We start from the raw sequence: 6,000 nt of genomic DNA on the forward strand, positions 1-6,000 counted from the left end.
TCGGACGCCGCCATTTCATCCCAGCAAATCGCTGTCCTACAAAACCGGGCCGCGCTAGCCTCCTGCTTATGCCGTTTGTGTCCACCCAGATTGATCGCTTGGCCGCTTCGACGCGGCCGCCTCAAAGCGAAGAAGGAGATATTTTGACCCTGCGCACCGGTTCTCTTGTCGCGTTTGGGCTGCCGTTGAGGCCGCCAGCGGCTGCGCGACTATGATTTGCGCGTGAAGTTTCGCAGTTTTCCGTCTCTTTTTCCGATCGGGCCGTTGCGCCGCGTCGGCAGTCCTGCTAGCCGCGCCCGCGTCATTTCCCGCCAGAAGGTACTGCCATGTCCGAATCCATCAAGCGCGTCGTCCTTGCCTATTCGGGGGGACTCGACACCAGCGTCATTCTGAAATGGCTGCAGGTCACCTATGGGTGCGAGGTGGTGACCTTCACCGCCGATCTGGGACAGGGTGAGGAACTCGAACCGGCGCGGGCCAAGGCGGAGCTGATGGGGATCAAGCCCGAGCATATCTATATCGACGATGTGCGCGAGGAATTCGTGCGCGACTTCGTCTTCCCGATGATGCGCGCCAATGCGCGTTATGAAGGCGATTATCTGCTCGGCACGTCGATCGCGCGGCCGTTGATTTCGAAGCGGCTGGTCGAAATCGCCCGCGAAACGGGCGCCGACGCGGTGGCGCACGGCGCGACGGGCAAGGGCAATGACCAGGTGCGCTTCGAGCTGTCCTGCTACGCACTCAACCCAGATATCAAGGTCATCGCGCCGTGGCGCGAATGGGATCTGACGAGCCGCACCGCGCTCATCGACTTCGCCGAAAAGAACCAGATTCCGGTGCCGAAGGACAAGCGCGGCGAAAGCCCCTTCTCGACCGACGCGAACCTGCTGCACACGTCCTCGGAAGGCAAGGTGCTCGAAGATCCGTGGCAGGAAACGCCCGATTACGTCTATTCGCGCACCGTGAATCCCGAGGATGCACCCGACGCGCCCGAATATATCACGATCGATTTCGAACGCGGCGATGGCGTCGCGCTCAACGGTCAGGCGATGTCGCCCGCGACGCTGCTTGCGGCGCTCAACGACCTTGGCCGCAAGCATGGCATCGGCCGCCTCGACCTCGTCGAAAACCGCTTCGTCGGCATGAAGTCGCGCGGTATGTACGAAACGCCGGGCGGCGAAATCTATGCCCGGGCGCATCGCGGGATCGAAAGCATCACGCTCGATCGCGGCGCGGCGCACCTAAAGGACGAGCTGATGCCGAAATATGCCGAGCTCATCTACAATGGCTTCTGGTTCGCGCCCGAGCGCGAGATGCTGCAGGCGGCGATCGACCACAGTCAGGAAAAGGTGAGCGGTACCGTCCGCCTGAAGCTCTACAAGGGCAATGCCGGCGTCGTCGGCCGCAAGTCGCCGAACAGCCTCTACAGCGAAGCACATGTGACCTTCGAGGATGATGCCGGCGCCTATGACCAGAAGGATGCGGCGGGCTTCATCAAGCTGAACGCGCTGCGTCTCAAGTTGCTCGCGAAGCGCGATCGGTGACGCGGACGGGCAAGACGGCGATCCGGCAGGCCCGGGTGCCGTGGCGCTTTGTGCTGTTCACCGTCCTGCTCGCCGACATACCGCTCTTTCATCTGCGCTTCGCCTGGCCCGAGGCGGCGCTGCTCGGCTTCGTCGCCGCAGCACTGGTCTTCTTCGCAACGCTGGTGCCGCTGTTCCGCGACGGCAATGGCGCGATCCGCGAACAGGCCGAGCGCAACGATCCCGATCAGCTCATCTCGCTCGCGATCACCGTCGCGGTGCTGATGCTTGTGCTGTTCGGCGTCGGCTTCATTCTCCATGGCCGCGCCGACGCGCCGCTGCTCTGGCAGAAGATTTTGGTGCTCGGCACGCTGCTCGTCGCCTGGCTGTTCTTCAACATGGTGTTCGCGCTGCACTATGCGCATCTGTTCTACGCGCCCGATCGCAAGGGCGAGTATCGCGGCGGCATCGACTTTCCCGGCGAGCGCCAGCCCGGATATTGGGATTTCGCCTATTTCGCCTACACGCTGGGAATGACCTTCCAGACGAGCGATGTGGAGATCCACAGCCCCCATTGGCGCCGCATCGCACTGGTCCAGAGCTTTGCCGCTTTCGTCTTCAACATCGGCGTCATCGCTTTCACGATAAACAGTCTCAGCGGCGGTTGAACCGGATTGCCGGGCCGATGGTCGCGCGACGCGGCGTTTCCGGTCTCCATTCTCCCCGGCTTATGCTAATTTGCGGAAATGGGGCGGACTCGGAGAACAGCATATGGATGCGCCGCCCGCCCATGATTCCGCCCGTCACGAATGGATGCCCTGCCTTGTATGGCTGCCACGCTTTGCCCTGATCATAACGACGCATGGCATCGCCACGCGCCTGCTATTGCCCGGTGCCTATTATGTGCGCTGGTCGCGCTCGCTGGGCCGCAAAATCTATCGCCGGCGCCATTAACTTCCTTTTGAAAGGATATTGTCTCGATTTCGCGAACGAATGGCACTGAATTTCACAAATAACGGCTTAGCATGACGTCACATCCTGCGCTAAGGGCGACGTCATGACCGCCATGCGCTTTTTTTCGGACAATGCCGCCGCCGTCCACCCCGCCGTAATGGAGGCGCTTGCCGCCGCCAATCATGTCGACACCGCCTATGACGGCGACGCGATCAGCCAGTCGCTCGACGCGGCCTTTTCCGACCTGTTCGAAACCTCTTGCGAGGTGGTGTGGATTGCGACCGGCACCGCGGCGAACAGCATCATCCTCGCCCATTTCGTGCGACCGTGGCAGGGTATCCTCTGCTATGAAGAGGCGCATATCGAAGTCGACGAATGCGGTGCGCCGACCTTCTATTCGGGCGGCGCCAAGCTGATGACGCTGCCGGGCGCGGGTGCGAAGATCGACGCCGAGGCGCTGAAGGCGCGGATCGCCGGCATCCGCAAGGATGTGCATCAGGTGCAGCCCGCCGCGATCAGCATCACCAACGCCACCGAATATGGCTTGGCGTGGCGGCCGGACGAGGTGGGTGAGATCAGCGAAATTGCGCGGGCCAACGGCATGAAGCTGCATATGGACGGCGCGCGTTTCGCCAATGCGGTCGCCTTCGCCGGCTGTTCGCCCGCTGATGTGACATGGCGCGCGGGAGTCGATGCGCTGTCTTTCGGTTTCACCAAAAATGGCGCGATGATGGCCGAGGCGCTGGTTTTCTTCGGCGGCAGCGGCGGTGCGGGCGTTCGCGAGCTCAAGAAGCGCGGCGGACATCTGCTCAGCAAGGGACGCTTCGTCGCCGCGCAGATCCGCGCGATGCTGAAGGACGATCTGTGGCTCGCCAATGCGCGCGCCGCCAATGCCGGCGCGCAGGCGCTCGCGCAGGCGTGCGGCGGCCGGCTGATGCACCCCGTCGAGGCAAACGAACTCTTCGTGCGGCTGAGCGCAGAGGAAGCCGCCGACCTGCGCGCCCTGGGCTTCGACTTTTACGATTGGGGCGAGGGCGCCGCGCGTCTCGTCACCAGCTGGGACCAGGATGCCGCCGCGGTGGCGCCGCTCGCCGCCGCGATCGCGGCGCTATGACCGCACCGTCGGCGTCGCTGCTCAGCCCGCGCGTCCTGCTTCCCTTTGCGCTGGTGACGCTGATCTGGGGATCGACCTGGATCGTCATCAAGGGACAGCTTGGCATTGTGCCGCCGAGCTGGTCGGTCACTTATCGTTTCGCGGTTGCGGCGGCGGCGATGTTCGCCTTTGCCGTCGTCCGCCGCGAGCGATTGATGCCGGGTCCGCGCGCGCTGGCATTTGCCGCCATGCTCGGCGTCGCGCAATTCGCCTTCAACTTCAATTTCGTCTACCGCGCCGAGCAGCATATCACGTCGGGGCTGGTGGCGGTGCTGTTCGCGTTGCTGATCGTTCCCAACACATTGCTCGGCCGCCTGTTCCTCCGCACACCGATCGAGGCGCGTTTTCTGGCGGGGGCGGGGATTGCGATCGTCGGGGTGGCAATGATGATCCTGCACGAATATCGCGCCGCCGCGCTCGACGCGCACGCCGTGCTGATCGGAACCGCGCTCACCCTGTCGGGGGTGCTCAGCGCCTCGGTTTCCAATGTGATGCAGGGGACGCATTTCGCGCGCGCGCAGTCGATGATCGTGATGATCGCGTGGGCCATGCTGTTCGGCGCGCTTGCCGACGGCGCCTTTGCGTGGATCACCACCGGCCCGCCGCGCATCGAGGCGACGCCGGCCTATATCGGCGGCGTCTTCTATCTCGGCGTCATTGCGAGCGCCGTTACCTTCCCGCTCTATTTCGGCGTCATCCGCGCGGTGGGACCGGGCCAGGCGGCCTGGTCGAGCGTGCTGATCCCGATCATCGCGATGGGCTTTTCGACCGCGCTCGAGGGGTATCACTGGGCGCCGCTGTCGATCGCGGGCGGCGCGGTCGCGCTTGTCGGACTGGTGATCGCGGTCGCGAAACGGCCCGCCAAACCCTCAGTAAGCGGCAATATGGTGTCTTTGCCGGTCGAGCGCGACTAGCCCGCGCTGATCCGCTCGATATCGGCGCCGACCGCCTGCAGCTTTTCCTCCAGCCGCTCATAGCCGCGGTCGAGATGATAGACGCGGTTGACCTCGGTCTGGCCCTGCGCCGCCAGCCCCGCAATGATCAGGCTCATCGACGCGCGCAGGTCGGTCGCCATCACCGGCGCGCCGACCAGATGATCGACGCCGCGGACGATCGCGGTGCGGCCCTTGACCTGGATGTCGCAGCCCATGCGCGCGAGTTCGGGGACGTGCATGTAGCGGTTTTCGAAGATCGTCTCTGTAAACAGCGAGGCGCCGGTACCGAGTGTCGCCATCGCCATGAACTGCGCCTGCATGTCGGTGGCGAAGCCGGGGTAGGGCGCGGTCGACAGTGTCACGGGTTCGGCGCGGCCGTCCATCGCGACGCGGATCCCGGCCTTGGTCGTCTCGACCGTCGCGCCGGCTTCGCGGAGCGCGGCGAGCGTCGCTTCCATCTCGTCCGCCTTGGCGCCGACCAGTTCGACATCGCCTTGGGTGATCACCGCGGCGCAGGCGTAGCTGCCCGCCTCGATGCGGTCGGCCATCACGCGATAGGTCGCGCCATGCAGGCGGTCGACGCCTTCGATCGTCAGCGTTTCGGTTCCGATGCCGTCGATATGCGCGCCCATCGCGACCAGGCAGTTGCACAGATCGACGATCTCGGGCTCGCGCGCGGCGTTTTCGAGGACGCAGGTGCCCTTGGCGAGAACGGCCGCCATCACCGCATTTTCGGTCGCACCGACCGACACGACGGGGAAGGTGAACTTGCCGCCGGCAAGGCGCCCGCCGGGGGCGACGGCCTTCACATAGCCCGACGCGAGTTCGATCTCGGCGCCGAAAGCCTCCAGCGCTTTCAGATGCAGGTCGATCGGGCGATTGCCGATGGCGCAGCCACCCGGCAACGATACGGTGGCTTCGCCCGCGCGCGCCAGCAGCGGGCCGAGCACGAGGATCGACGCGCGCATCTTGCGGACGATGTCATAGGGCGCGACGGTCGAGGTGAGCGTCGTCGCGCGCGCGGTCATCACGCGGCCGAAATCTTCGGGCCGCGATCCTTCGATCGTCGTCGAACAGCCGAGCTGGTTGAGCAGATGCCCGAAGCCGTCGACGTCGGCGAGCCGCGGCAGGTTGCGCAGGGTCAGCGGCTCGTCGGTCAGCAGCGCACAGGGTAGAAGGGTGAGCGCGGCGTTCTTGGCGCCCGAGATGGGGATACGGCCCTTGAGTCGCTGGCCGCCGCGAATGACGATCTGATCCATCGGGCGTCTTTAGCGGATGCGTGGGTGCGTGCAAGCGGATGCGGTGGTCGGGTTGCGAGCGAAGCAGGATGTTCACGGCATCGTCATCCCGGGCTTGCACCCCGGCTTGCGCCAGCGAGCGCAAGGCGATTTGCCGCAACGTCCGCTCTCCAACCTATTCTGTTGAAGAAGTCGCC

Annotated in this window: 6 protein-coding genes; 5 read left to right on the top strand and 1 reads right to left on the bottom strand. The window is 64.7% G+C overall.

Annotated features, from left to right (window positions below):
* Positions 1 to 326 precede the first annotated feature (326 nt).
* The 5 genes from EBMC1_RS14455 (at position 327) to EBMC1_RS14475 (ending at position 4,544) form a co-directional block, all read left to right on the top strand.
* The gene (locus EBMC1_RS14455; RefSeq protein ID WP_003049256.1) at positions 327 to 1,544 is read left to right on the top strand and encodes an argininosuccinate synthase; all 1,218 of its coding nucleotides are present in this window, start codon (positions 327 to 329) and stop codon (positions 1,542 to 1,544) included.
* Positions 1,541 to 2,191 (top strand): DUF1345 domain-containing protein, encoded by a 651-nt coding sequence (locus EBMC1_RS14460; RefSeq protein ID WP_003049258.1) that lies wholly within the window; start codon positions 1,541 to 1,543, stop codon positions 2,189 to 2,191. The genes EBMC1_RS14455 and EBMC1_RS14460 overlap by 4 nt, the downstream gene beginning before the upstream one ends.
* Before the next feature lie 103 nt (positions 2,192 to 2,294).
* Positions 2,295 to 2,477, top strand: a complete 183-nt coding sequence (locus tag EBMC1_RS14465) for a hypothetical protein (protein WP_003049261.1) — start codon at positions 2,295 to 2,297, stop codon at positions 2,475 to 2,477.
* A 112-nt stretch (positions 2,478 to 2,589) separates the two neighbouring features.
* Complete coding sequence (locus EBMC1_RS14470) at positions 2,590 to 3,591, top strand: threonine aldolase family protein (RefSeq protein WP_040590478.1); 1,002 nt, start codon at positions 2,590 to 2,592, stop codon at positions 3,589 to 3,591.
* On the top strand, positions 3,588 to 4,544 hold the full coding sequence (locus EBMC1_RS14475) for a DMT family transporter (protein ID WP_003049265.1): 957 nt from the start codon (positions 3,588 to 3,590) through the stop codon (positions 4,542 to 4,544). The genes EBMC1_RS14470 and EBMC1_RS14475 overlap by 4 nt, the downstream gene beginning before the upstream one ends.
* On the opposite strand, the gene murA is transcribed toward EBMC1_RS14475, so the two are convergent.
* Positions 4,541 to 5,824 carry a UDP-N-acetylglucosamine 1-carboxyvinyltransferase gene (gene murA, locus EBMC1_RS14480; protein WP_003049268.1) on the bottom strand — a complete coding sequence of 428 codons (1,284 nt, stop codon included), beginning with the start codon at positions 5,822 to 5,824 and terminating at the stop codon, positions 4,541 to 4,543. The two genes, EBMC1_RS14475 and murA, sit on opposite strands and share 4 nt — an antisense overlap.
* Between the last annotated feature and the right edge of the window lie 176 nt (positions 5,825 to 6,000).

The organism is Sphingopyxis sp. MC1 (assembly GCF_000371385.1).
Taxonomy (GTDB): domain Bacteria; phylum Pseudomonadota; class Alphaproteobacteria; order Sphingomonadales; family Sphingomonadaceae; genus Sphingopyxis; species Sphingopyxis terrae.